General features: G+C 65.5%; 23 protein-coding genes. 18 read left to right on the plus strand and 5 right to left on the minus strand.

Going from position 1 to position 23,972, the window contains the following annotated elements; all coding sequences use genetic code 11:
• Positions 1-95: 95 nt before the first annotated feature.
• The 6 genes from trxA (at position 96) to JW030_RS00835 (ending at position 5,119) form a co-directional block, all read left to right on the plus strand.
• Entirely contained in the window at positions 96-467 is a 372-nt protein-coding gene (gene trxA, locus JW030_RS00810; RefSeq protein ID WP_188046786.1) for a thioredoxin, read from the plus strand.
• Positions 468-530: 63 nt separating this feature from the next.
• Positions 531-1,964 carry a rhodanese-like domain-containing protein gene (locus JW030_RS00815; RefSeq protein WP_188046785.1) on the plus strand — a complete coding sequence of 478 codons (1,434 nt, stop codon included), beginning with the start codon at positions 531-533 and terminating at the stop codon, positions 1,962-1,964.
• Between the two features lie 35 nt (positions 1,965-1,999).
• Positions 2,000-2,776 (plus strand): sulfite exporter TauE/SafE family protein, encoded by a 777-nt coding sequence (locus tag JW030_RS00820; protein WP_188046784.1) that lies wholly within the window; start codon positions 2,000-2,002, stop codon positions 2,774-2,776.
• 18 nt (positions 2,777-2,794) lie between these two features.
• Positions 2,795-3,118: a rhodanese-like domain-containing protein gene (locus JW030_RS00825; protein ID WP_188046783.1), complete on the plus strand. Its 324-nt coding sequence runs from the start codon at positions 2,795-2,797 to the stop codon at positions 3,116-3,118.
• Between the two features lie 429 nt (positions 3,119-3,547).
• Positions 3,548-4,144 (plus strand): SLATT domain-containing protein, encoded by a 597-nt coding sequence (locus tag JW030_RS00830; RefSeq protein ID WP_188046782.1) that lies wholly within the window; start codon positions 3,548-3,550, stop codon positions 4,142-4,144.
• A gap of 3 nt (positions 4,145-4,147) precedes the next feature.
• Positions 4,148-5,119 carry a nucleotidyltransferase domain-containing protein gene (locus JW030_RS00835; RefSeq protein ID WP_188046781.1) on the plus strand — a complete coding sequence of 324 codons (972 nt, stop codon included), beginning with the start codon at positions 4,148-4,150 and terminating at the stop codon, positions 5,117-5,119.
• Here JW030_RS00835 and JW030_RS00840 read toward each other — a convergent pair.
• Positions 5,029-6,203, minus strand: a protein-coding gene (locus tag JW030_RS00840; protein ID WP_188046808.1) for an IS3 family transposase whose coding sequence is annotated in 2 segments (ribosomal slippage) — positions 5,029-5,927 and positions 5,927-6,203 — 1,176 coding nt in all. Because the reading frame shifts where the segments join, the coding sequence is not laid out codon by codon here. The genes JW030_RS00835 and JW030_RS00840 overlap by 91 nt on opposite strands.
• Positions 6,204-6,274: 71 nt before the next feature.
• Between JW030_RS00840 and JW030_RS00845 the strand changes: the two genes are divergently transcribed.
• Positions 6,275-6,718, plus strand: coding sequence for a hypothetical protein (locus tag JW030_RS00845; RefSeq protein WP_206348601.1), 444 nt, complete (start codon positions 6,275-6,277; stop codon positions 6,716-6,718).
• Positions 6,719-6,907: 189 nt separating this feature from the next.
• Here JW030_RS00845 and JW030_RS13645 read toward each other — a convergent pair whose 3' ends face one another.
• Positions 6,908-7,219 carry a helix-turn-helix domain-containing protein gene (locus JW030_RS13645; protein WP_370567044.1) on the minus strand — a complete coding sequence of 104 codons (312 nt, stop codon included), beginning with the start codon at positions 7,217-7,219 and terminating at the stop codon, positions 6,908-6,910.
• 301 nt (positions 7,220-7,520) lie between these two features.
• Between JW030_RS13645 and JW030_RS13585 the strand changes: the two genes are divergently transcribed.
• From JW030_RS13585 to JW030_RS00890, 9 genes are all read left to right on the plus strand, one after another.
• Positions 7,521-7,649 (plus strand): hypothetical protein, encoded by a 129-nt coding sequence (locus JW030_RS13585; protein WP_255499186.1) that lies wholly within the window; start codon positions 7,521-7,523, stop codon positions 7,647-7,649.
• Between the two features lie 8 nt (positions 7,650-7,657).
• Entirely contained in the window at positions 7,658-8,335 is a 678-nt protein-coding gene (locus tag JW030_RS00855) for a response regulator transcription factor (protein ID WP_241095487.1), read from the plus strand.
• Positions 8,336-8,469: 134 nt separating this feature from the next.
• Entirely contained in the window at positions 8,470-9,504 is a 1,035-nt protein-coding gene (locus JW030_RS00860) for a sugar ABC transporter substrate-binding protein (protein ID WP_188046484.1), read from the plus strand.
• A 43-nt stretch (positions 9,505-9,547) separates the two neighbouring features.
• Positions 9,548-11,071: a sugar ABC transporter ATP-binding protein gene (locus JW030_RS00865; RefSeq protein WP_188046483.1), complete on the plus strand. Its 1,524-nt coding sequence runs from the start codon at positions 9,548-9,550 to the stop codon at positions 11,069-11,071.
• Positions 11,068-12,048, plus strand: a complete 981-nt coding sequence (locus tag JW030_RS00870) for an ABC transporter permease (protein WP_188046482.1) — start codon at positions 11,068-11,070, stop codon at positions 12,046-12,048. The genes JW030_RS00865 and JW030_RS00870 overlap by 4 nt, the downstream gene beginning before the upstream one ends.
• Before the next feature lie 49 nt (positions 12,049-12,097).
• Positions 12,098-13,519 carry an amidase gene (locus JW030_RS00875; protein WP_206348602.1) on the plus strand — a complete coding sequence of 474 codons (1,422 nt, stop codon included), beginning with the start codon at positions 12,098-12,100 and terminating at the stop codon, positions 13,517-13,519.
• Between the two features lie 113 nt (positions 13,520-13,632).
• Positions 13,633-15,642 (plus strand): TPM domain-containing protein, encoded by a 2,010-nt coding sequence (locus JW030_RS13615; RefSeq protein ID WP_188046481.1) that lies wholly within the window; start codon positions 13,633-13,635, stop codon positions 15,640-15,642.
• 112 nt (positions 15,643-15,754) lie between these two features.
• A complete protein-coding gene (locus JW030_RS00885; protein WP_188046480.1) occupies positions 15,755-16,468 on the plus strand; it encodes a PspA/IM30 family protein in 714 nt (237 codons plus the stop codon).
• 167 nt (positions 16,469-16,635) lie between these two features.
• Positions 16,636-18,291 (plus strand): amidohydrolase family protein, encoded by a 1,656-nt coding sequence (locus JW030_RS00890; RefSeq protein ID WP_206348604.1) that lies wholly within the window; start codon positions 16,636-16,638, stop codon positions 18,289-18,291.
• Here JW030_RS00890 and JW030_RS00895 read toward each other — a convergent pair.
• The gene (locus JW030_RS00895; protein ID WP_188046479.1) at positions 18,288-19,055 is read right to left on the minus strand and encodes a serine hydrolase; all 768 of its coding nucleotides are present in this window, start codon (positions 19,053-19,055) and stop codon (positions 18,288-18,290) included. The two genes, JW030_RS00890 and JW030_RS00895, sit on opposite strands and share 4 nt — an antisense overlap.
• Positions 19,052-19,918, minus strand: a complete 867-nt coding sequence (locus JW030_RS00900) for a serine hydrolase (protein ID WP_188046478.1) — start codon at positions 19,916-19,918, stop codon at positions 19,052-19,054. The genes JW030_RS00895 and JW030_RS00900 overlap by 4 nt, the downstream gene beginning before the upstream one ends.
• Before the next feature lie 169 nt (positions 19,919-20,087).
• Here JW030_RS00900 and JW030_RS00905 point away from each other — a divergent pair, with 169 nt between their 5' ends.
• The gene (locus tag JW030_RS00905; protein ID WP_188046477.1) at positions 20,088-21,464 is read left to right on the plus strand and encodes a serine hydrolase; all 1,377 of its coding nucleotides are present in this window, start codon (positions 20,088-20,090) and stop codon (positions 21,462-21,464) included.
• On the opposite strand, the gene JW030_RS00910 is transcribed toward JW030_RS00905, so the two are convergent.
• On the minus strand, positions 21,454-22,773 hold the full coding sequence (locus tag JW030_RS00910) for a M20/M25/M40 family metallo-hydrolase (RefSeq protein ID WP_223160003.1): 1,320 nt from the start codon (positions 22,771-22,773) through the stop codon (positions 21,454-21,456). The genes JW030_RS00905 and JW030_RS00910 overlap by 11 nt on opposite strands.
• Before the next feature lie 242 nt (positions 22,774-23,015).
• On the opposite strand from JW030_RS00910, the gene JW030_RS00915 reads away from it, so the two are divergent.
• Positions 23,016-23,972: an LD-carboxypeptidase gene (locus tag JW030_RS00915; protein ID WP_188046476.1), complete on the plus strand. Its 957-nt coding sequence runs from the start codon at positions 23,016-23,018 to the stop codon at positions 23,970-23,972.

Consider the following 23,972-nt stretch of genomic DNA (forward strand, 5'->3'; position numbering starts at 1 on the left):
CCCAAATCGACAGCGCCAAGGCTGAGCGCGGCGGCTTTTTCGCCCGACTCTTTGGCCGCTGACCCACTGAGAACCACAACTTGAGGAGCACCATTATGGCCACCCGTGATCTGACCCAGCAGAACTTTGAGACCACCGTCTCGGAGGGGATCGTGTTCGTTGATTTCTGGGCGGCGTGGTGCGGCCCGTGCCGCGCCTTCGCACCGACCTTTGAACGTGCATCGGAGCAGCACTCAGACATCGTGTTCGGCAAGGTCGACACCGAAGCCGAGCAGCAGCTATCCGTGCAGTTCAGCATCACGTCGATCCCCACGTTAATGATCTTCCGCGATGGCATTCCCGTCTACGCGCAGCCCGGCGCGCTGCCTGCGAAGCAGCTGGATCAGCTCATCCAACGAGCACGCGACCTCGACATGGATGACGTGCGGAAACAGCATGTCGAGCACACCACCGCAAAGTCGTCCTGACCGAACCGGCCCATCCACTGCCATAACAGCTATCCCCTCGATGCGTAGAGAAAGGCCCAGATCATGCTGCTCGAACGAATTTATGATGAAGACCTCGCCCAGGCGAGCTACTTCATTGGCTGCCAGGAGAAAGGCGAAGCCGTCGTCATCGACGCCCGCCGAGACATCGACGTGTACCTCGATCTCGCCGCGAAAAACGGGATGACGATTACCGCGGTCACCGAGACCCATATCCATGCCGACTATCTCTCGGGCACGCGCGAACTCGCGGCCCGCACCGGGGCTCCTATCTTCGTCTCTGACGAGGGTGGTCCGGATTGGACCTATGGTTCCGAGTTCGACACGGGCCCTGCGAGGGCTGCGGTGCGCATGAAGCATGGGCACCGCATCACTCTCGGAAACATCACCATCGAGGCCGTGCACACTCCCGGACACACACCTGAACACCTGTCCTTTCTTGTCACTGACGGGGCGCAGGCATCAGAACCCGGCTTTATGCTCACCGGTGACTTCGTGTTCGTGGGTGATCTCGGACGCCCCGATCTCATCGACGAGGCCGCCGCTGGTGTGGATACCCGCTTCGAAGGTGCGAAGGACCTGTTTGCGAGCCTCCGTGACCGCTTTCTCACGCTGCCCGATTATGTACAGGTGCTCCCAGGGCATGGTGCTGGCTCAGCCTGCGGCAAGGCGCTTGGCGCGATCCCCGCCTCAACCGTCGGGTACGAGCGCAATTTCTCGTGGTGGGGAAAGCACCTGAAAAACGATGACGAGCAGGGGTTCATCGATGAGCTGCTTAGCGGTCAGCCGGATGCGCACGCCTACTTCGGCCGTATGAAGGTGCAGAACAAGACCGGCCCCGTGCTGCTCGGTGAGTTCTCTCACCTGGTCGAGTACCAGGCTGCCGAGCTGGCTGCAGCGCTCGCTACCGATAGTGTCATCTTCGTAGACACCCGGCACCACAGCGACGTGCACACGGGCACGATCGAACGCTCGCTGAACATTCCAGGGATTGCGAAAGCTGCGAGCTATGGTGCCTGGGTGGTCAACCCCGACGTTGAGCACCGGCCACTGGTGCTGCTTGCCACATCCCGTGAGGAAGCCGAGGCGCTGCGGGATCATCTGGTGCGTGTTGGCATCGACAACGTGCGCGGCTTCATTACTTCGCTCGACGACTTTGAACTGGTGCAGCCGAAGCTAGTCCAGCCCGAAGAACTCGACGGCATCGAGCATGCGTTGCTGCTCGATGTGCGCAACAAGACCGAGTACGCCGATGGACACCTGCCAAGAGCCGACCAGCTCTCTGGCGGGAGGGTGCTGTGGTTCCCGGAGCAGTTACCCGCCAAGGGTTCTGGCACGATCGTGACCTATTGCCAGAGCGGGGTACGTAACAGCGTTGCCGCGAGTGCGCTGCGACGCGAGGGCTACGACATCGCTGAGCTCGATGGCAGCTATCTCGCCTGGGCCGCGATCCCAGGCCACGAACCGGTCATCGTCTGACGACTCTCAAGCCGCGCTAACCACAGGGAAGAGCTATGGAACCCGCCCTCATTATTGCGCTCGCGCTTGCGCTGCTCGTCGGCGTTTCGCTTGGGCTCCTTGGCGGGGGCGGTTCGATTCTTACGGTACCGATCCTCACCTATGTTCTCGGCATGGAACCCCGCGAGGCCATTGCCGCATCGCTCTTCATCGTGGGTGTGACGAGCGCGGTGAGCGCGCTCAGCCACGCTCGCGCCCGGCGGGTGCGCTGGAGGATCGGCGCAACTTTCGGTGCTGCAGGCATGGTCGGAGCCTTCCTGGGAGGAATCCTCGGCGGTTTCATCCCGGGAGCGATACTCATGGTGCTCTTCGCGGCCATGATGGTCGCGACCGCGATCGCCATGATCCGCGGACGTAAGGGGCGCGACCGCACCGACTCCGCAGACACCGCAAGGCTCCCGATAATGCGTGTGCTGCTGGACGGCTTCCTCGTGGGCCTCGCGACCGGCCTCGTCGGCGCAGGAGGCGGGTTCCTGATCGTGCCCGCACTCAACCTTCTCGGTGGGCTCCCCATGGCTGTTGCGATCGGCACCTCGCTGCTCGTCATCGTCATGAAGTCGGGGGCCGGTCTCGCCGGGTATCTATTCACCACTCGGCTCGATTGGCCTGTGGTTCTCGCATTCACCGCCACCGCAGTTGCAGGTTCCTTCGTCGGCGTGAGGCTCGCAGGGCGGATCCCGGAGCGTGCACTGCGCAAAGGGTTCGGGTTCTTCGTGCTCGCTATGGGTGCGTTCGTGCTCAGCCAGGAACTACCGGCTCTACTTTCAACCTGACCTACTCATCGAGAAGAAATGGAAAAGCACATGAGCGTTTTCTTCGATGTACGCACACCTGAAGAATGGGCTAATGGCCACCTCGAGGGCGCGCACCCTCTTGACTTCAATAGCGGCGACGTCGCGGCCGCGATCCCCTCCCTCGACCCTTGCGGCGAGTACCTGGTCTACTGCAGATCCGGCAACCGCTCCGGTCAGGCGATGACGCTCATGCAGCAAGCCGGTATCGACAATGTCACGAACCTCGGCTCACTCGAGGAAGCCGCCGAAATTACCGGCCTGAAGGTTGTCACCGATAGCGTTCACCTTCAGAACCGTGCAGATGAGACGACTGGCTCATGAGTAATGGTTTGGGGCGCATCGGTACCTTGTCCTTCACGTATTTCTCAGTCGTCGACAAGTTCCGCGTGCTCCATCGAACCTTCGGTCTCGTCCGCATACCGGCCGTGACCAAGACACATCACACCATCAAATGACCAACGCCAAAATCACGAGCAAGCTCCCACGTCGTCCCCAGACTCATCAGCCACAAGCATCTCCTGCAGCACTTCCGGGATAACTGGGGTTCCCGCCGCCCCAGTCGAACCGCCAGGGACGAGATTGTTCCAAGGTCCTGCCTGGTAGCTCCGCGCCTCAATGTCGGACCCTCTAGCTAGCATGAGAGGCAAGGCACCGGTTCTGCTCAGGCGGATCGTAGCTGCCACACACCACGACTGAACGTGACCTCGGCATTTTCCGACACGTAGCCCGACGCCGGAGAACGGAACTGAGATGACCGACCCTGAGACAACGCCCACGAACGAAAATCGCACACTCCTGATTGCGCAAATGCGTGAGGCATATGGTCGCGCCGCGTACACCCACAAGACGCACGAGAAACAAGCCGACCTTTGCTTTCAAAGCCATCGCCGCCAGAAGCGTCTTCTGATCGCTCTCACCGTGATCAGTTCCGGTGCTTTCCTGAGTTCGCTGCTTGGAATCATTGCTGATAAGTCGTGGGCGGCGCTGATCACGTCGTTCATCGCGCTGTGCGTCACGGCAATCAATCTCGGCACGAAGACCTTCAAGTATGGTGAAGAAACTCAGAAGCACCGGGACACTGCTGCCCGGGTCTGGAATCTTCGCGAGTCGTATCAGTCCCTGATCGTCGATTTGTTGTCAGAAGCCCTCACCTTGGACGCGGGCCGTTCCGAGCGCGATCGCCTGCAGAAGGCAGCACTCGAGATCTATGGTGACGCACCCAGAACAACCTTTAAGGCGTACACCAAAGCGCAAGACGCCCTCAAGAACCGTGAGGATCTCACCTTTTCTGAGCAGGAACTCGACTTGCTCCTGCCTGCTGCGCTGCGAACTAGAAAGGAGGGCTAACCCATGCAGGTCAGTGACATTTTCGACGGATTCCTCACTAATCTCAAGGTCGACAATCGGGAGGCGATCGCAACTCGGCGCGACGAAATCGCGAAAGCCCTTAACAAAGAGTTCCGTTCCCTTGACGGCTCCACCAACAACCAGATGATGGTCGGCTCTTACGGGCGGGGAACCGCCATCCGCGGCATCTCAGACCTGGATATGGTCTACGTTCTCCCGGCTTCCATTCGAGACTCTTATACCAGTGACACCGGACCCACCAGTATTCTTACGCGCACGCGCACGGCGGTCCTTGGCCGGTACAGTAGCACCGACATTCGCGTCGATCAGTGCGTCGTTGTTGTCCAATTCCAGAACTTCAAGTTCGAAGTGCAGCCAGTGTTCGAAAATGATGACAAATCATTCTCATACCCAGACACGTACGCGAAATCGTGGAAGGTTACGAAACCCCGCGATGAAATCGAGACGATCCGCACATACGACTCACTCACTGGCGGAAATCTTCGCAATCTTTGCAAGATGATCCGCGCCTGGAAGAACACGCACGGTGTAGTCATGGGTGGCCTCCTGATCGATACTCTTGCCTACAACTTTTTCCAGAACACGACCGACTACAACGACGTCAGCACCGTGACTTACGACTACATGATCCGAGACTTCTTCAAGTTCCTCGCCGAAGAAGAAGATCATGAGTACTACGCGGCGCTCGGAAGCCGGCAACGGGTCACCGTCAAGAAGCGATTTCAGCGCAAAGCTAAGAAGGCCTACGAGTTCTGCCTCACCGCCATAGAAGCCGAAGGGAAGTCCACCGCCAACAAGAAGTGGAAGGCCGTCTTCGGAAAAGCCGTGGGGTCTGCTGAAGCTTTGCTTGAGTCGGAGTGTTTTTATGCTGCCAACTCGACAGCATCCACCATTATCGCCTCAAACTCGACCGGCGTCAGCTTCCCGAGCCCACGCTGCCTGCGTTTGCGGTGATACTTCCCCTCAATCCACGACACGATCGCTAACCTGAGCTCTCTCCGAGTCGCCCACACCTTTCGGTCGAGCACGTTCTTCTGCAACAGCGAGAAGAACGATTCCATCGCCGCGTTGTCCCCGGCAGCACCAACCCTTCCCATTGACCCCAACAGCTGGTGACGCTGTAGCGCGCGACAAAATTTCTTCGACCCAAATTGAGATCCCCGGTCGGAATGGACCACCACATTCGTCGGATTCCCCCGCTGCATGACCGCGTTCTCCAACGCTCTCACTGCAAGGGATGCTTTCATTCGGTCATCGATCGCGTAGCCGACGATCCGGTTCGACCACACGTCTTTCACCGCGCAGAGATACAATTTGCCCTCATGCGCAGTCTGATGTTCAGTGATGTCGGTGAGCCAGCGCTTATTCGGAGTGCTTGCCGTGAAATCACGTTGTACGAGATCGTCGTGCACCGGCGGCAACGCTTTCCGATACCTACCGCGTCGTTTTGTGATCACTGACCGAATGTCGGCGACATGGCAGAGTCGCCACACGCGCCGCTCCGATACCCGGTAACCGAGCGCTTGCAGTTCGTCAGCGAGGAACCTATACCCGAACTCGGGATCATCCTCATGCAGTTCACGGAGCACCCCGATCAGGTGCTGCTCTTCGATCTCGCGTGCCGAGCAGGGCTGCTTCAACCATTGGTAGTAGGCCTGCTCGCTGAACCCGAGTACCCGGCACGTCACTGCGACGGGCACCCTGATAGAGGCACCCGTCGCAGCCAGCTCTTGGACGAGCGGGTAGATCATTTTGGGGGCGTAATGTGCGCCTGCGACAAATAGGCTGCCGCACGGCGGAGCACTTCGTTTTCCATCTCGAGCTCCCGAATACGTTTCAATGCTTGCCGCATCTCGCGCTGCTCCTCGGGATCTTTCGACGGAGTCATCCCATACGTTTTGAACCTTGCGTCTTGGATCCATGCGCTCAGCGCGGACTTCGAGACACCAAGATCTCGGCACACTTGTTTCTGCGAAATTCCGGACTCCACGAGCCCGACAGCGTCACGCTTGAACTCTTCGCTGTACTTGACCGGCATGACTGCCATCCTTCCAGCCCCGACCCCTCGATCGAAGCAGACTTGGACTCAAGCAAACCGACAGCAGACCCGTGCCCTCCTCCGACACGGTCAAAGCATCCCGTGAAGTCTACGCTTTCGACGACTCTGAACAGTTTATCGAGGACCGCTATCCCGTCGATATTCGGTATGCACTAACGTTCGACTGCAAGGTCAGCCAGGACGGATTCCGGACCCACTGGCTCCGCGAAATGATCCGCAGCAAACTTCCCCTGCTCACATCCAAGAGTCTCGACTTCAGCGTCATCGAGTGCGAAGTGCCGAAGCCGTATGAACTGAAATGGAAGGTCCTCAACCAAGGCGACGAAGCCGAACGGCGTAACTGCATACGCGGACAAATCATCCCTGGTAGCAAATCCAACGGCCACCATGAAGCCACACAATTCCGGGGTGAACACTACGTCGAGTGCTATGCCATCAAGGACGGTGTCGTGGTTGCCAGAGGCCGGGTTGAGGTCCCAATCACCACCGCCTAGCCGGCAACCGTAGCACTGGAGGATAGGGATCGCATTGACCCAGGATTCATCGGTCGCGCCACGGGGTCGATCCGGTCGCTAGCAGCATCAGTGCAGCGATGATCCGGTCCAGGATCATCCAGTTCCAGTGATCGCAAGTACGACCGGCATTCATCAGCAATCAAGCACAACGAGGCCTCCGGCGAAGCGTCAAACAGAGGGGAAACGTGGTACACCTGCCACCGCACGGGATGGACGTAACTCAACTCCAGCGGCACGAAGATAACTGCCGACCGTCGTCGCAGACACACAGAGCTCACCACCGATTTGCGACAACGTTTCGCCTGCCAAGTAGCGCTCCCTCGCGATACCGACCCCTACTTCGTCAAGGCCTTGATTGCGTAGTCGCACTCCTGACTTCCGAAGGTTGTGCGTTACGGTCTCACGAGCGACACCGATGCGCTTCGCCACATTTTTCAGGGATAATCCTGACTCATACAGTTCACGCATTTGATTCACCATCTCAGGGGTGACCGTGTTTCGAAGCTTCTCAATCGACTGTACAACGGGGCCTCGTTCATCCGTGATCGAGGCCCCAGACCCCACCTGCCTATCGACGCCGATCCCCGAACTCGCCCGTGAAATCAACGATCTCAACGCATGTGACGAGTTTCGAACGTCATCCAGGTAGGAGCACCACGGAAACCCTCGTCGCGAAAGCGCCGGGGGTTTTTTGGTGTTTGGGGCGAGGGCGACGCGGCTGGGATTTGGGCCAGGCGGGGCATCGTCGCAAGTTCCGCAGTGAGAGTAAGGCGGTCCTCCCGTGAGTATCCTCCCGTCGACCGCGGTGCGTCCAGCCGCTAGTCTGCTGCTCAGCGGCTGCGCCGCGAGCACGACGGCGCTGCAGGAGAAGACCGGGATCGACTCTTCCATCAGCGCGGTCGTGCAGTAGGGGGAACCGTGATCAGCTACGAGAGCTTTCTGCAGTTCGGCCGCGAAACGAACTCGTCCGCGCAAGTGAGCCGAGCGGCGACCGGGCTCCTCGACGTCACCGCGTTCGCAAGCGTGGCCGTGACCTATGCACCATCCGGGGTCAACCGGCACCAAGTGCTGTTCTCGCACGGGTACTCACGTGACAATATGCTGCATCTCAGTACCGACTATGTGGTGAGTGATCCCCACTATCGACAGATCGCTGCGGCGAAGGTGCCGCCGACCTGGCGAGATACTGGCTTCGGAACGAGCTATAGCGCCCGGACTTGGCTTATGCCGTCCGGGTATCGAGACGGCGTCTCGATGGCGATACACGATGACGAGTTCGGCGAGGTGGGCTCGGTGCATGCGAACTCCTTTGACGATGGGATCGACGAAGTTCAGGTCGGAGCGGTGCTCGCGCTTGGAAGCTACCTCTCGACGCTCTTTCACGAGCGGCGACGAAGTGATCAGTTGCAGCTGACGGCGCGCGAGATTGAAGTGATTGGTCTCGTGGCGCAGGGTGCGAGCAACCCGGAGATCGCCGAGCAGCTGCACCTATCGCGCAGCACCGTCGGCACTCATATCGAGAATATCCTCCGCAAGACGGGCGCTCGTTCGCGAGTCGATATCGCGGTGGACGCGGTGCGTCGAGGCCTCGTCTAGGCGCCATCTGTGCGCTTCTGCGCGCAGAATTAGGTCAGTTGACCGATTGAGTGCAGCGACGGTGTCTGGCTCAATAAGTGGTGCCCAAGACAATGACGTCTGCTGCACGAAGGCTGTGCTGCAGCCTGAGCACTATGGAGGCCCTCGTGGGGCGCACACTCAAGAACACCGACCGCAGGATCCACGCAAGGCGCGTGCTGACCGCGCTCGCCGCAGGCGCAGCACTCGCCCTGACCGCGTGCACCAGCGCGGCAGATGTCAATACCAACGCTGCAGGGAGCGACGCGGTCGCGGCGCCGACCTCGAAGAAGATTGCGTTCGATTACCCATTCACCTCGCTCGCCTTGTACTCGAGCCTCGTCGACATGATGACTGAGCGGGCCGAGGAGCTCGGGTACACGGTCGTGACCACCGATGACCAGGCCAGCCTCGACAAGCAGATCACCAACCTGAACGGGCTGGCGACCTCGGACGTCGCGGCGGTCGTGTCGTTTCCGATGGAACCTGCCGCGGTGACCAACATCATGACCCAGATGCAGGGCAAGGGCATCAAATGGGTGACCTACGGAACGCACATTGACGGCGAGGACGGCTCGATTGACTTCGCCGGTGAAGCGACTGCACGGGCACAGGTCGAAGCCTTCGTCGCCTGGGCTGCGGAAAACGACGTGCAGTCCGGGACCGTCCTGCTGACCGTGTTTGAAAACGACGACCTTGGCCGGAGCCGGTCCGTAGGCATGCGCGAGGCGATGGCAGAGCTTGCCCCGCAATTCACGGTCGTGGAACAGTCCGCGGCGAACTCCGAGGACGGGCTGGCAGCGGGCCGCGCTGAGCTCGCGAAGAACCCGGACCTGGTCGGCGCGCTCGGTCTGAACGACGATGCGACCCTCGGGCTTGCGCAGGCGAGCAAGGAATTTGGCAAGGTGCCGAGCGACGTGTTCTATCTCGGGGGAAACGATGGTTCACCTCAGGTGCTGGAGATGATGCAGCGTGGTGACTCCGTCATTCGCTCGACGATCGCACTGGATACGGCAGCCACCGGCCGTGCGCTTGCGGAAATGCCTATCGAGCTCATCGAGGGAACCGGGCCGGGCACCTTCGTTGCGAAGTTCGAGCTGGTCACCGCAGGAAGCCCCGAGCTGGACAAGTTGCTCGGCGCGGCCAGCTAGAACATCAATCCGTCGAGCGGTGAACAGGGAGAAGTGCCACCTAGTGGATGAAGATCGGGGAGCTGCGCCGTTGCTGGTGGCGAGCGGAGTGACGAAGTGGTTTGGAAAGAACCCGGCGCTGGGAGGCGTGGATTTCACGGTGACCAGCGGGAAGGTGCACGCGCTGCTCGGCCATAATGGCGCGGGCAAGTCGACGCTCATTTCGCTCCTTTCGGGGGCGCAACAGCAGGATGGCGGAGAGATCGTCGTGCAGGGGGCCACGCCTGATCGATGGACTCCGGCTTCCGCGATCGAGCACGGCATCGCTGTGATCTATCAGCATCTCTCGCTCATCGACAGCCTTGACGTGGCAGACAACATCTTCCTGGGGCGAGAGCGTCGTTCCCGCTGGGGCATTGACCGGGCGACGCAGCATCGCGAGGCTGCGGCAATGCTGCGCCGCCTGGGCGCGACCTGCGACACGAGCAGCCTGGTGGGCTCGCTCACCACCGCCCAGAAGCAGCTCGTGGAGATCGCGAAGGCGCTGCAGCGCGACGCTCGGGTGCTCATCCTCGACGAACCCACCGCTGCCCTCTCCAGTCAGGAATCGGATGCGCTGGGCGGCCTCATCGAGACGCTCAAGGCACAAGGGATGGGGATCGTGTACGTCACCCACCTGATCGGCGAGGTACAGCGCCTGGCCGACGAGGTGACCGTGCTCGAGGGCGGCAAGGTGCAGTTCCATGGCGACATCGCTGAAATCGGCTTCGATGCGCTCGTTGCACTCCTGAGTCATGGCAACGCCCGGTCTGCACCGCTCGCCGAGCGGTCACTCGGTGTCGCCGCCCTTGAGGCCACCGCGATCCGGGGCGACGGCTTCGGGCCAGTGGATCTAGCCGTCCGCGCCTCCGAGATCGTGGTGGCGTTTGGGATGCTCGGCTCGGGACGAGGTGAGATGCTGCGCGCGATTGCGGGTGCCCAGCCTTTCACTGGCCAACTCGCGACCCAGGCAGGGCCGCACCGCCAGCTATCGGTGCGCAGCGCCCAGGACGCGGGAATCTTCTATGTCGGCCCAGACCGCCGAAGGGACGGCCTCTTTCGCACCAACAGCACCTTCGACAACCTGCTCATGAGCAGCTTCGCGCCGCTCGCTCAGGGGCTGCGATCGAGCGGACGTGAGCAGGCGCACTGGGAGCGCGCCCGTGCGGCCGTCGCGCTCGCGGACATCCCCGAGACGCCGGTGGGAAACCTCTCGGGTGGGAACCAGCAAAAGGTGGTGGTGGGCCGAGTGCTCGCTGGCGCCCGCACCCCGAGAGTGCTCCTCCTCGATGAACCGACCCAGGGCGTCGACATTGGTGCGCGCGCTGACATCTATCGAGCCATCGCCACCGCGTGTGAGCGAGACCAGGTCGGGGTCATTGTCTCGACGAACGACCCGGAGGAGGCAGTGCTGCTCGCAGACCGGATCCTGGTCTTCGGCGGGGGCCGGATCACTGCAGAGCTTCGCCGAGGCGAATTTGACGAAACACGAATTGTCGCGCTGGCCTCTCAACCCAGCGGCGCAGAACCAGAAGGATCACTGACATGAGCACCACAACTGACACGCGGGTCCGCAGCAGCATCGCGAGCAAACTGTTGGGTGCCGAGTTCGCCCGGCGAAACATCTTGCTCATCGGGCTGATCGTCCTCGTGATCGCCTTCCAGAGCATCAACAGCGTCTTTCTCACGGTGGGGAACGTGCGCGGGATCCTCCTGGATCTGTCGATTCTGCTGATCCTCTCAGTTCCCGCGGGGCTGCTGCTCATTGCGGGGTATGTCGACTTCTCTGTGGGCTCCGTCATTGGGCTCTCCGGAGTGACGGCTGGGCTACTCATGACGAAGGCTGGCGTGCCAGTGATCCCGGCAATCCTGCTCACGCTCCTCGTTGCCGCTGCAGTGGGGGCACTGAACGCATACCTCGTCACGATTCTTGGGTTCTCTCCCATCATTGTCACCTTCGGCACGCTTGCCCTGGTCAGCGGTATCACCCTCGGCATTGGCGCGATCCCTACCGTCGGATACCCCGAGGCCTTCCAGAACATCGGCGGGGCCCAGGTCGCGGGCGTGCCGGTGCCGGTGCTGATCGCCCTCGCGGTGCTCTTGGTTGGCGCGTTCGTCATGTGGAAGCTGCCGGTCGGCCGTCACATCTACGCCATCGGTTCGAATCGCGAAGCAGCGTACCTCTCGGCCCTCAAGGTGCGCAGCATCCCGTTCGGCCTCTACGTGTTGACCGCAGTTGCCGCGGGGCTCGGGGGCATCATCATGGCGGCTCGCCTGAACACCGCATCGTCCGGGACGGGCAGCGGTTTTGAAGTCACGCTGCTCACCGCGCTGTTGCTCGGTGGCATCAGCTTCTTTGGCGGCTCGGGGTCGCTCTTTGGCGTCGTCGTCGGCGTGCTATTTCTGGGCGTGCTGCAGAACGGCCTCGTGGTGCTCGGCGCGCCGAGCTTCGCGCAGCAGGCGGCGACGGGCATCGTCCTGCTCGGCGCCGCGGCCCTGAACTACCTGTCCGAGAAACGTCGCTAGCGCCGCGCAGACGACTGACCCACCCCTCACTACAAACTGGAGAAGACTCTTGGATACCGAAATTCACTGGCTGCCCGCCACCGAGCTGGCCGAGATGGTGCGATCGGGCGACCTCTCCTCGCGCGATATTGCAGAGGCGCTCGTGGCACATGTTGAGCGCGTAAATCCGCAGGTGAACGCGTTGATTACCTGGGATCCCGAGCAGGTGCTGCGCGACGCGGCTTGGCTCGACGAGCACCAGGCGAAGCACGGGGTCAGCGGTCCGCTGCACGGCGTGCCCTACACGATCAAAGACCTGACGGCGGTGGCGGGGCTCCCGCTCACCCAGGGGATCGTGACGCTGAAGGATAACGTTGTCGACCACGACGCCCCCATCGTGGAGCGAATGAAGCGCGCGGGTGGCCTCTTCCTCGGGAAAACCAACACGCCCGAGGCTGGCTACTGTGGCAAGACGTCGAACCACCTGTTCGGCGCCACACGGAACCCGTGGAACCCGGCGATGTCGGCGGGAGGGTCGAGCGGGGGCGCCGGAGCGGCGGTTGCCGCGGGCCTCGGGCCGCTCGCGGAGGGCAGTGACGGGGGCGGCTCGATTCGCGTTCCCGCGGCGTTCAATGGGGTCGTCGGCTTCAAGCCATCGACCGGCAGGATCCCGCACACCTCGGGCAGCGCGCGGTACGCGACGAACATCTTCCACGGTCCGCTGACACGCACCGTCGCTGACACCGCGTTGATGCTCGACGTCACCGCGGGGGAGGACCCGCGAGACCCATTGTCGCTGCCCGACCCCTTGGGCTCGTATCTGGAGCGTCTCGACGGCGAAATTTCTGGCTGGCACATTGCCTATTCGCCTGACCTGGGCTTTGCCCACGTCGACCCAGAGATCACCCGGATCGTGGAGTCGGCGGTCGGTCGCTTTGCTGACGCAGGCGCCATCGTGGAAGAGGCGACGCCGGACTGGCCACACCCCGACGATGCGATGTGGAATGGTGTGTGGGTGCCGGGGCTTGCTTCGCTCAGCGGAGCGTTTGACCTAGACCAGATGGCGGGCTTGCTCGACGACGAGTTGATTGAATTGGTCCGTGCGGCCGATGCGCTGACCGCGACGGACGTGGCGCTTGCCGACGTCGTGCGGGGCCAGATCTATGACGCCTTCGAGCGGTTCATGCGGACCTTCCGGATCATCGCGTCGCCGACGACCATGACCGCCACCTATCCCGTGGAACGCTTCAATCCCGCGCATCTGGACGGCCTCTCCGTGCGCGACCGCCTGCTGGGTTGGTCGATGACGCACATTTACAACCTGACCACGACCCCTGCCATTTCGGTTCCCTGCGGCTTCACGGCCGACGGCCGGCCCGTCGGGTTGATGCTCGCGGGACGCCTGCATGCTGACGGCGACGTCCTCAACGCGGCGCGGGCGTTCGAGCGACTGCAGCCGTGGGCAGAGCTGCGTCCCGCGCTCGCTCGCTAGCACGCACAGGTCAGCCGGGGTCAGGCATTTCATGCTGGCGGCGGGCGCGTGTCCGCTTCTAGACTGTGGCCAAGTACGGGGCGACTCGTGTGCGCGTCGTGGCGGGAGACGGAATGAAGCGAATTGCCATCACTCTGGGTACGTGCGCGCTGCTCGCACTCGCGTGGCTCGCCCCCACGGCTGCCTCGGCTGCTGAGCCCCCGGAGTTCAACGGCGGCTACGTGATCGATGACACCTCCGCGGGGGTGCTCGGGTCGGAGGTGGGCGACCTTGAAGGGCAGGTGCGCGCCTTCGCCCAAGAGCACGGTGTGCAGTTGTTCGTCGTCTACGTTGACGAGTTCAGCTCGCCGGCCGACCCAGAACAGTGGGGTGCGGCGACCGCGCAGAAGAACTTCCTCGGGGACGATGGGGTGCTGCTGAGCGTGGCGGTGCAGGATCGCCTCTTCGACCTGAACGCCGCCGAGAACCTCGTCTCCGACGCGCAATACGAGACGCTGACGAGCGAGTATGTGCGGCCCGCTCTCAAAGACAGCGACTGGTCGGGGGCGATCACCGCGACCCTCGATGGACTCGAGAACACGGTCGTGAACCCGCCAGCTGGCGGCTCGGGGACGGGCACGGTGGTTGCAGTCGTCGGCGGGGTGGTGGTGGTCGGCGGCATCGCCGCCGGCGTCACGATCGCCCGGCGCACGCGCAAGAGGGCTGCGCAACAGGCGGGTGACGCCCCCGCGCTGACGCTCGACGAGCTCGAGGCGCAGGCCAGCGGTCTACTCGTGCGCGTCGATGACGACCTGCGCAGCAGTGAACAGGAACTCGGATTCGCCCAGGCGCAGTTCGGCGAAGCTGTCGCCGAGCCGTTCTCGGCGGCCATCGCCGCAGCCCGCGCCCAGCTACAGTCCGCCTTCCAGCTGCGGCAAAAGCTCGACGACCATCTCCCCGATTCCGACGAGGACCGCCGTGCCTGGCTGGAAGAGATCATTCAGAACTGCACCGCGGCGAAGGAGTCCCTCGACACGCACACCGAGTCGTTCTCGCGGCTGCGGGAGGTCGAGCAGCGCGCGCCCGAGGTTCTGGCGCGGGTGCAGGCGCAGCTCGCGGAGGTTTCGGCGGGCCTGAACGCCGCCGAGGCGACCGTTGCAGCGCTCGCCGCCGAGTATGCGGATTCGGTTGTGGGGCCCCTGCGAGCGGGCATCGAGGAGGGGGCGACGCGCCTCCGCTTCGTCGCGGAGTGCGTGGACTCGGCGACTCGCGAGCTGGTGAGCGGAGACAACGCCGCCGCCGCAGTCACGCTGCGCGCGGCAGAAGCGGCGCTCGAGCAGGCGCGCCTGCTCGCGGCTGCGCCGGAACGCCAGCGAGGAGAGCTCGCGGAGGGGACGCGTCAACTCGAGGCCGCCTACACCGACCTGCGGTCGGACCTCCAGCTCGCCGGCCAGTTCGCGGCCACCGCGACCGAGGCCGACCGGCAGGCGATGCGGGCCGCCGCGCAGCAGGTCACCGCGGTGCTTGAGGCCGGCGCCCAAGGTGATCCCGTTCGTGCACTTGCCGCCGCGGCAGCAGCCAACGTGCAGATCGACTCGGCCATCGGCGCCGCCCGCGAGGCGGCGGAGCGCCACCAGCGCGCCGCGGCCGCCCGCGACGAGGCGCTCGCCTCGGCACGGGCTGAGGTGCTCGCCGCCGAGCAGTTCATCGAGACGAGGCGCGGTGCCATCGGCGCCCAGGCGCGCACCAGGCTGTCGGAGGCGCGCCGGCAGCTGGAGGTTGCGGAGCAGGTTGCCGAGAGCGACCCAAACCGCTCTTACCAGAGCGCGCTGCAGGCGAGCCAGTACGCGCGCGCCGCGTACCAACTCGCCTCGTCCGACGTCAACGGCTGGGGCGGCCCCGGCGGCGGCGGGACCTGGGGCGGCTCGGGTGGCACCGTCGGCGGAGGGTCGAACGGCAGCTTCGGCGGTGCGGTACTGGGCGGGATCCTCGGCGGAATCTTGAGCGGCGGCGGATCGGGCAGCTCGGGCGGCAGCTGGAGCGGCTCGAGCGGCGGTTTCCGCGGCGGCTGGAACGGCGGCGGCTCGATCGGCCGGGGCAGCTCGGGTGGCGGCGGGCGCCGTGGCGGCGGCGGGCGGTTCTAGCCCGGGGCGACCCCACGGGAAGTGACCGCACACAGTGCTTCGCCTGCCAGGCCGGTAGGCGAGAGAATCTCCTCCGAATGGGTTCGGTGGAACAAGAGGAAAGGAAACCGACATGGCAAAACAGTCAATCCTTGGTCGAATTGCGCAGCTTGCGAAGGCAAACATTAATGCGCTCCTGGACGCCGCCGAGGACCCGGAGAAGATGCTCAACCAGATCGAGCGCGACTTCAAGAACAGCATTGCTGACGCCGAGAGCTCGGTCGCCCAGACGATCGGCAACCTGCGCCTGATGGAGGCCGACCTGGTCGAGGACCAGCAGGCGATTGTCGAGTGGGGCACTAAGGCGAAGGCCGCCTCGGCGCAGGCCGAGAAGCTGCGCGCCTCGGGCGACGTCGCTGACGCGGACCGCTTCGATAACCTCGCCCGGGTCGCGCTGTCCAAGCAGATCTCCTTCGAGAAGGAGGTGGCGAGCGCGGAGCCGAGCGTGCAGGCGCAGCAGCAGGTGGTTGACCAGCTCAAGACCGGCCTGCAGACGATGCGAGAGAAGCTCGTGCAGCTGCAGGCGAAGCGCGACGAGCTCGTCTCGCGCGGAAAGGTCGCGCAGGCGCAGGGGCAGGTGCAGGACGCGGTCAAGAACTTGGACGTCCTCGATCCGACGAGCGAGCTGGGCCGCTTCGAGGACAAGGTGAAGCGCCAGGAGGCGATGGTGCGCGGTCAGGCGGAGCTCGCCGCCTCGACGCTCGACGCCCAGTTCAACGAGCTCGACGATCTGGGCTCGCTGAGCGAGGTCGACCTGCGACTGCAGGCACTCAAAGCCGGCGAATAGCTCGGCGGCGCCGCGCGGCACTGATGATGCGGGTCGGATGGGGCGAGAGTGCTCCGAATCCGGCCCGTGTTTTCAATCCCCGAGTAGCATGACCCCATGGCGATCACCGATGATACGTGCCGTAATGGGGAACCGCTGAGCGCGCAGCGGGTTCAAGAGCGTGGCCGGTGACGAACGCAGCGACGGGCACCCCGATCCACATTCGCGGCGGTGTGGTGGTCGACGGCCGCGGCGAGCCCGCGGTGCGCGCCGACGTCTGGGTACGCGATGGTCGGATCGAACGGGTGCTCACGCCCGGGCGACGCCTGGATCGAGACGCCACGGTGATCGACGCGGGCGGACTCGTCGTCGCCCCCGGCTTCATCGATCTGCACTCGCATGCGGACTACACGGTCGAAACCGAGGCCGCGGCATCGGGGCAGCTCGCGCAGGGAGTGACGAGTATCGTGACCGGCAATTGCGGGTGGTCGCCGTTTCCCGTCGCTGACCTGGCGGCGCTGCGCGACTGGAGCGCATTTCTCGGGGGCGGCCCGAGCTACAACTGGCGGGACCTGTCGGGCTTCGCGGATCGCGTGGACGCGGCAGCTCCAGCGCTCAACGTCCTGCCCTTGCTCGGCCACGCCCCAGTGCGCATCGCGGTGCTCGGCGGCGAGCGACGAGCGCCAAGCGCCCAGGAGCTGGGGGCGATGCGGGGCATCGTCACGGCATCGCTCGACCAGGGCGCCTGGGGTCTTTCCACGGGCCTGATCTATGCCCCGGGGTCATTTGCCGAGCCGGCTGAGGTGGCCGAGCTGGTGCGCGTCGCGGCCCTGCGCGGGGCGCTCTATGCGAGTCACATCCGAGATGAGACGGGTCGCCTGCTCGAGGCGGTGGATGAGGCCATCGCCGCGGCCCGGGCGGCGACGGGCTCCGGCAGTGCGCCCCGGCTCCAGATCTCGCACATCAAAGCGATGGGGCCGGCGAACCACGGACAGGTCCCGCTCGTGCTCGAGCGCATCGACGCCGCCCGCGCCGCGGGCCTGGACGTGGCCGCGGACGTCTACCCGTACACCGCCTCGGGCACCACGCTCGCTTCGCGGCTGCCGGTCTGGGCGCTCGACGGGGGTGCGGAAGCGCTGTGCGCGCGGCTGGGGCACCCCGAGACCCGCTCGCGGATCCAGACCGCCCTGGCAGAGCGCTTCGACGCCGGTGATTTCGACCCCGCCGGGATCGTCATCAACCAGCTCTCGGCCGGGCGGTTTCTGGCCGCGCGGGGGTCGACGCTCGCCGAGATCGCGGGCACGCTCGCGGTAGCGCCCGCCGAGGCTGCCCTCGAGGTGCTCGCCGCCCACGGCGGCGTGGCAGGGATCATCAACCACGCGATGCGGGAAGACGACCTGCGGTCCGCGATCGCGCACCCCCAGGTGGCCATTGCGAGCGATGGCGGGCCGCTCGAGCCCACGGGGCACGGCACGACGCACCCGCGAGCGTTTGGGACGTTCCCTCGGGTCTTTGCCCAGTACGTGCGCGAGCAGGGGGTCATCTCGCTCGAGGAGGCGGTGCGAAAGTGCACTTCCCTCCCGGCGTCCCGGCTGGGCCTGACCGACCGCGGCATCGTTCGGGCGGGCGCGGTCGCCGACCTGACGCTGTTCGATCCGGCGGGCATCGCGGACCGCGCGACCTTCGCGGAGCCCTGGCAGCTCGCCACCGGCGTGGACGCGGTACTCGTGGCGGGTCAGCTCGCGTGGTCGGGCGGTCGGGCCACGGGAGCGCGGGCGGGCGGCGTGCTGCGGCGTGGACGGCCGGGGGCCGCGGGGCTGGATCAGTCGGCTCCGGGCGGCTAACGCGCGGGGAACAGCGCTCCGGCGATAGCCCGGATGAGCGCCTGAGCGCCCTGCGCCTCGAACCCCTCCGTGCAGATGGCGAGCACTCGGAAGTCGTCCGCGCCGGGCGTGCCGATCGCGGCCACGTCATGCCGAATTGCGTCGACCCAGCCGCTCTTGGACGCCCACGGTGAGCCCGCGGGGAGCGCGTCGGCGATCATGGGGAACCGCTGCGCGCGAAGCACGCCGATGAGGTGCGCGCGCGACGCCTCGGAGAGGCACGGGCCAGCGGTCACGGCATACATGAGTCGCGCGAGATCGAGCGCCGACGCCGCGTGCGTGTAACCGGCCTCGCGCGCCGCGTAGTCGCCGATGAGGCGGGTCATCCGTGCGCCCGGCACCCCTAACTGCTCGCAGGCGACGCGCACCGCGTCGAGCCCGAGGGTCTCGACGAGGAGGTTCGTGGCCTCGTTGGACGAGACGATGAGCATCCGCTCCAGGCACCAGCCCAGGCTGACCGGCGTGCCCGGCACGGGGAAACCCGGGTCGACCTCGTCCCAGTCGAAGACGAAGTCGGGGGCGCCGGGAATCCTGCTCGAGAAGACGCTGCGACTTGGCACGGTCTGCGCGAGACTCAGCGCACCCGCGTCGACCGCGAGCAGCAGCGCCGCTGCCACAGCGAGCTTGATGGTGCTCGCCGCGTAGAACTCTCGGCCCGGCTCGTGCCCGGCCAACGGCACGCCGTCCGCCCCGAGCAGCGCGAAAGCCGCGATGGGTGCGTTCACTGTGCCGGGGTAACGCGCAGGGTCGGGTCGCTGAGGAGCGCGGCGGTGATCGCTTGAATGGCAGCCTGGTACTGCGGGCCGAGATAGGCGCGCGTGCAGATGCACAGGCAGAGCATGCGGCCGTCGATGTTGAGGAAGGCCAGGTCGTGCCCGATCCCCTCCACGCTGCCCCCCTTGCCGCCGGTGTCGAGCTGCCAGCCGTTCGCGGCGGCGAGCGCCGCGGCAGACACGCCGATCACCGGATCCACGCGCTCGCGCAGCAGCTGCATGGCGTAGGCGGTCCGCTCGGCATCGAGGAGCTCGCCTCGGACGAGCGCGGCCATAAATCGCGCCAGGTCGAGTGCCGTGGTGCGATTCGTGAGTCCGGCGCGCAGGCCCGCCTCGTCCGAGTAGGGACGCTGCATGGCGGTGTGGTGTACCCCCGCTTCGGCGAAGGCGGTGGCGATGGGGTCCGGCCCGAGCGCCTCGAAGCACATATTGGTGGCGCAGTTCGCGCTCACCACAATCATCCGCTCGAGCACCCGCGCCAGGGTGACGGTGTGGCCAGGGGAGCCAAGCGTCGGCTCGGTCTCCTCGACCTCCATCACGTAGCGCCCGGCGCCCGGCGCCATGCTGGTGAACTCGTGCGTCACCTGCCACTCGTCGTCGAGGTGCCACGTGCCGCGCTGCACCTCGCGCAGGGCGGCGACGAGCACGCCGATCTTGACGGTCGACGCGGAGTAATACGAACGCTCGGCGTCGTACGCGCGCAGCACGGCGCCGTCCGCGTCCACCAGGGCATAAGAGATCATGGGCACGCCGTCTGAGTAGTCGCTGACCACCCCGCCCGCGGCGTCACCGAGACCGAAATCGGGTTGGTTCACAAGATCCTCCTCTTACGTATCGCAACATTGCGTCGCCCGAGCTGCATGAGCCCCCGCAAACTCATTGAAACGGGAACAAATGTGTGCTTGAGCCTACACCTCGACCGCAAGATACGTAGCCTATAGTGGGCGAGAGATCAGTGTTGTTCGACCGGAGGAGTCCCTCGCAATGCCCGATTCCGACGCCGCACCGCACGGCCTCCACGCGCTCGCCGCCGCACGCGAAGCCCCCGCAACCCTGCTCGCGGTCGAGCGACCGGGGGTCGGTGCGCTGCTCGCCGCCCGGGGCGACGCTGGTGATGGGAGCGCGCCCGATCTCGATACGAGTTTCCGCATCGCGTCGTGCACCAAGTCCTTCACGGCGGCGCGCGTGCTGCAGCTGCGCGACGCCGGGTTGCTCGACCTCGATGACCCGATCGACCGCCACCTCCCAGTGGCCCCGCTCCTCATCGGCGATGGCCATCCGGTGATCACCGTGCGCGCGGCGATGTCTATGTCGGCCGGGCTGCCAACCGACGATGCGTGGGCCGACCGGCAGGAGTCGATGGCTCCGGGTCTCCTTGACGCGCTCGGCGCCGACGGCGTGCGCCTGGTGCGGACGCCGGGCAGCGGCTACGAGTACGCCAACCTCGGCTTCGCCTGGCTGGGGCGGGTGTGCGAACACCTTGACGGGCGACCGTTCGCCGAGCAGGTCCGTGATGAGCTGGTCCTGCCGCTTGGCCTGGGGGAGGTGACGTTCTCGGAGCCGCGCACGGGCCGCGTCGCGACGGGGTACGCGCGGGTCGGGGGTGAGTGGAGCGCTCAACCGGTGAGCGGACCCGGCGCCTTCTCTGCCATCGGCGGGATCTTCGCCTCTGGTGCCGCGCTGCTGCGTTGGTCACGCTGGCTGCTCGAGGCCTGTGGTCACGCCGTCGGCCGTGATGACCGTGTGCTCTCGGCCGCGAGCCGCCGCGAGATGCAACGGCCGCAGACGCTCATTTCGTCCGCGGGGACGGGCGCCAGCGCGGCCTACGGTTTCGGGTTGGTAATTGAGGCTGATGAGCGACTCGGCACCGTTGTCTCGCACTCGGGCGGGTACCCGGGCTTCAGTGCGCACATGCGTTGGCACCCCGTCAGCGGCATCGCGGCGGTGGGGTTCGAGAACGCCCGCTATAGCGGGGTCTCAATGATCGTGACGCAGGCGCTCGCGGAAGCCGTCGGGGCTGCGCAGACTGCGGCCGAGCCGTGGCCCGAAACCCAGTCGGCGGTGCGCGCCGTCACCGCGCTGCTCGCCTCTGGGGGCGGCGACGACTGGCTGCGCTTCCTCGAGCGTGAGTGCGATCCGGTGGTCGCCCTCGACGACTCGGCCGACGATCGGCGGCTGCGCGCCGCGGCGCTGGTCGGAGATGGCGCTCGGTCGGCGCCCCCGACGTTCCCCACCGCGGCGAGCGCCGAGTGGCAGGTAGAGGGGGCCGCGGGCTCCGCGCGCGTCGTGCTTGAGCTGTCGCCGCTCGAGCCGCCGCGCATCCAGCGACTCGAGATATCGGCCGCGTCGGTTACACCTTGAGCAGGAAGTCGCTCAGGATCAGCTGCCCGCCGTTGACCGACGCGACTGGGATGCGCTCGTCGATGCCGTGCACGCCGGCGCTCGTGCGGCCTTCGGGGTCCGCGGTCTGCGGCGTGAATCCGAAGCACTCGATGCCGAGCGTCGCGAATGCCTTGGCGTCGGTTCCGCCGCCCATGCAGAACGGGACCACGGCCGACTCTGGGTCATAGCGCAGCAGCGCGTCGCGCATCGCGGCGAACCAGGGGGAGGCTGAGGAAAACTGCGTGGGTCGGCTCGGATCGGTAAAGCTCCACGCAACGTCCGGACCGATTAGTTCGGCGAGTGTCGCCTGGGTGGACTCGAAGGTGCCGGGGAGGCAGCGAACGTCGACCTCGGCCTCGGCCACCCCGGGGATGACGTTGACCTTGTAGCCCGCGCTGAGCATCGTCGTCGTCGCCGAGCAGCGGATGGTGACCCGCGCCACCTCGCCCGCAGCGCCCATGCGGGCTATGGCCGCCTCGACCCCCGCCTCGGTGTCGAGTTCTGCGACGTATCCCAGCGCGGCGTTCGTGCCCGCGATGTACTCGCGCACGGGCTCGACGAGGTGGAGCGGCCACCGGTGCGTGTTGATCCGGTGGGCCGCCCCCAGCAGCTTCGTGACGGCACTGTCGGGCGTGGGTCGCGACCCGTGGCCCGCCGGCCCCTCGGCGCGCAGCTTCATATGGAGCGTCCCCCGCTCGGCCACGGCGATCGGGAACACCGTGACCTCGGGGCCCGCGGCGGAGGGCAGGCACATGGCGTTCCCTCCGGACTCGCCGATCGCCGCGGTGACCCCGGCGAAGAGCTCGGGGTGGGCGTCCACAATCCAGTGTGATCCCCAGGCCCCACGGTCTTCCTCGTCCGCGATGAAGAGGAAGAGAATGTCGCGTTGCGGGGCGATCCCGTCCCGCGCCCACTCGAGCAGCGTCACGATCATCATCGCGACGGTGCCCTTCATGTCGCTCGCGCCCCGCCCGTAGACGTAGCCGTCGCGAATCTGGCCCGCAAACGGCGGGCTTGCCCACTGCGCCGGCTCGGCAGGAACGACGTCGAGATGACCGTGCACCAGCAGGGCGGGCAGGGCAGGATCCCGGCCGTGCACCCGCACCGCCACCGACGCGCGATGCGGCTCGGGGGCGTACAGCTGGGGCGCGTAGCCTGCGGCGCGCAGGATCCGCGCGATCTCTTCGGCGAGGGGCGTCTCGCCGCGGCTGTCGCCATCGCCAAAGTTCGATGTGTCGAACGTGATGAGGTGCGCGCACAGCTCGGCCGGGGTCATCGATGGGTTCACGCCTAGCCATCCTCTCTGAGGGCTCGGGATGGGAATCTGTGCTAGCGGGCAGAAAGTTACGTCACATAACACCAGCGTGTCGGGGTTGCCTGCGCTCGCGTCTTTCCCAATCTTATTGCTGCTTCTCGAAGAATGGGGTACTTGCGGCGGGCTTCTTATGATTCGTAAGATGAGGGAACTGGTGGGCCACCTGCGCGCAAATGCGCGAGGCACCATCAGGAAATCCGTCTCAAAGGAGCGACATGACCGAGAACGCCCGCATCGCCGCCGCGCTTCGCCCGCTGCAACCGGGTGACCGCTGTGCGCTGATCAGCCCGTCGGGAGCCTCTGAGGAGGAGGCGATCGCCAAGGGAGAGGATCTCCTGCGCTCCTGGGGTCTCGTGCCCGTGCGGGCCCCGCACGTGGCCGACCGTCACGCCAGGGCAGACTACCTGGCGGGTGCGGATGAGGACCGGGCGGCAGACCTCACCTGGGCGTGGACCGACCCTGAGATCAGCGGAGTGTTCTGTGTGCGCGGTGGCTACGGCGCGATCCGGGTGCTCGATCACCTCGACCCCGAAGCGCTCGCGGCGGCAACCCCGAAACCGCTCTTCGGTTCCTCCGATATCACCGCGCTTCACGAGTATTGGCAACAACACGTTGGCGTCCCGACCTGGTTCACCCCCATGATCGCCACGGGCGACTTGCTCAATAGCCCCGAGAACGTCGACGCGCTGCGCCGCGCCGTGCTCGGTGATGGGCCGCTCGAGGTCGCGAGCGACCCCGAGACCGCGACCCTCGTGCCGGGCGTCGCGCATGGCGAGCTGACCGGCGGAAACGTGAGCCTGCTCGCGATGAGCACGGGGTCGCATCCCGGCACGCGCACTCGTGCCGAGGGCCGGATCGTGCTGCTCGAGGAGATCCACGAGTCGGCCTATCGCCTGGATGCGCTCATGCAGATCCTGTTGCGCTCGGGCTACTTCGATGGTGCCGCAGCGGTCGGCCTCGGCACCTGGGTCGACTGCGGCCCGATCGAGGACATCCGCGCGCTGATGGAGGAGCTTCTCTCACCGCTCGGGATCCCGGTTGTCTGGGGGCTGCGCTTCGGCCACGGGGCGCGGGTGTCGTCCTTCCCAATCGGGTGCGGTCTCACCGCGACCCTCACGGCCGACGACCAGCCGCGGCTGGTCTTCGATCGCGTGGACGCCCGCTCCGCGTGA

This window comes from Leucobacter sp. CX169 (genome assembly GCF_017161405.1).
Classification (GTDB): Bacteria; Actinomycetota; Actinomycetes; order Actinomycetales; family Microbacteriaceae; genus Cx-87.